The organism is Mesorhizobium sp. M5C.F.Ca.IN.020.32.2.1 (assembly GCF_004023105.1).
Classification (GTDB): Bacteria; Pseudomonadota; Alphaproteobacteria; order Rhizobiales; family Rhizobiaceae; genus Mesorhizobium; species Mesorhizobium wenxiniae.
Map to the genome: position 1 here is coordinate 1 of NZ_RZSX01001047.1, position 1,955 is coordinate 1,955.

4 protein-coding genes are annotated in these 1,955 nt (G+C 57.6%); all 4 read left to right on the plus strand.

The annotated features are described in order from the left end of the window. Positions 1 to 668 (plus strand): lytic transglycosylase domain-containing protein (locus tag EOA86_RS32625; protein ID WP_164892230.1); only part of this gene is annotated, 668 nt, incomplete at its 5' end. A gap of 10 nt (positions 669 to 678) precedes the next feature. Further along, on the plus strand, positions 679 to 1,380 hold the full coding sequence (locus EOA86_RS32630; RefSeq protein WP_128345351.1) for a type IV secretion system protein: 702 nt from the start codon (positions 679 to 681) through the stop codon (positions 1,378 to 1,380). Continuing rightward, complete coding sequence (locus EOA86_RS40885) at positions 1,370 to 1,594, plus strand: hypothetical protein (protein ID WP_128345353.1); 225 nt, start codon at positions 1,370 to 1,372, stop codon at positions 1,592 to 1,594. The genes EOA86_RS32630 and EOA86_RS40885 overlap by 11 nt, the downstream gene beginning before the upstream one ends. 17 nt (positions 1,595 to 1,611) lie before the next feature. After that, positions 1,612 to 1,955 (plus strand): type IV secretion system protein (locus EOA86_RS32640; RefSeq protein WP_164892231.1); only part of this gene is annotated, 344 nt, incomplete at its 3' end.

Consider the following 1,955-nt stretch of genomic DNA (forward strand, 5'->3'; position numbering starts at 1 on the left):
ATATCGAACAGAACCTGCGTGGCGGCGCACGCTATCTGAAACAGCAGCTCAAGCGCTTTGGCGGCAACACGAACCTTGCCCTGGCCGCCTACAATTCCGGTCATGGCAATGTTCAAAAGTACGGCGGCATTCCTCCGTTCAAGGAGACACAGGGGTACGTCAAAACGATCACTCAACAGTGGTTGCCGGCATTTGGCGGGTCGAACGGAGCCAATATTCCGCTGAACTATGGCGGTGGCGACAGCACCTACACTGGCATGCGGGATTCGACGATCAACGCCATGGCGACCACGCAGGCGACCCAGGAGAGCACCGGCAATGTCGCGTCCTGGCTGCAACAGCTGGGCGGTCTCAACGCCGGGACGATTCAGGACAGTTGGGACCACAACTCGGGCGCCCGTAACGCCAATCTGGAGATGATGAACCAGGTCATCCTACTCGGAACGACCATGGCAGACCTGTTCAACTCGCGGAACACCTCTCAGACAAGCGAAGTGTCGGGATCGTCGCAGTCCGCCAACGTCAAGGAAAAGGACGACGAAAACCCGCTCGAGACGACGGGAATTTGCGACCCACGCACCGGGCTCGAATGGAGCCCGATCGAAAAGGCCTGCGTGCAGAAGCGTGAACGCGAGGCCAACGTAAAACTTCAGCTGCAGCCCCAATAGGAGAACTACAATGAAGCGCTACATTCTCACTGCGTGCTCGATGCTCCTTGCATCGGCGGCATCGGCCCAGGTGCCGGTTATCGACAACGCGAACTTCAAGATCGCCAAAGAAACGTCGGTTACCACCGACAAGATCCTGAACACCAACAAGGACATTCTGACGACCGTCACGGATACCTTGAAGGCAGTCACTGGTAATCGCGGCAGCGAATCCGGCCAGATGCAAAACCTTGCCGTTGGCAACGGTTTCAGCGTTGCTTCAATGCCGTCCTTCGATAGCCTGATGTCGGGCGGCGTACCGAATTTCGGCGGGATTGGCGGCGATATTTCTCAAGTTGCCTCCGCATTCATCAACGGCCTCCAGTTGGTCAAGAGCCTGTCCGGCAAGGCAAACAGCGGTTTCTCCAGCGACAAATCGTACGAGGAGCTAGTTTCCACCGTTCTTGGTGTCGCCGCCTTGGTCAATGGCTCGCAAAAGGCTGTGACAACGCGCCGGAGCGCATTCGAGCAGGCCGGACAAAACATCGGCCAGGCCCAGGATATCAAGGGTTCGATCGATCAGAACACACAGCTCCAGGTGCAAGCCGGTCTGACGATCAACGAGCTCGTCGGCGTGATGAACGGCGCCGTGTCCTCGCTGCAGGCCGACAATCAACGCCGTCTGACCGACATTTCCAACTCAAAGAAGGCGCTTAGCTACAGTGGCAACTAGGACCATCAAAACTGCCAAATTCCTATCGGTGATCGTGATTGCAGCCGGCGTCGCCGGCTGCGGCACGGTCAAGGAAAAGACGGCTCCTTGTAAGCGACCCGCGAATCTAACGTCCTATGCCGCTGATCCTCGCCCGGAATGCGGCCCGATGTCGTCCATTAACGGCAACTCGTCCGCGGCCTTCGCGGCAATTGACGCGATGATGGCGGAATAAAGGACGGTGGGGCGAAAATGCAGGACTTCTTGGGCGAGCTGCTGGATAGAATCGAGGACACTGGCAAGACTTTTTCTCAGGACGCCTACGGCATTGTCAGCGGCGAGATTATGCCGCTGCTCCGCATCATGTTTCTCGCCTATGTCGCCTATTACGGCCTCCAGCTCTTCATGGGAACGTCGCGGGTCAGTGTGGCCGAAGTCGTCGGCCGCATCGTTCGCATGATGGTGATCCTGATCCTCATCAGCCAGTGGAGCAATTTCAACACGTTCTTCTATTCCTGGCTGAACGACACGCCTGAAGACGTGGGCCGCGCCATCCTGACCGCAACAGGCACCGGCATTACCGAGCCAACAAACGG

Coding starts and splice junctions, on each gene's coding strand:
- EOA86_RS32630 (WP_128345351.1), top strand. CDS start 679: ATGAAGCGCTACATTCTCACTGCGTGCTCGATGCTCCTTGCATCGGCG.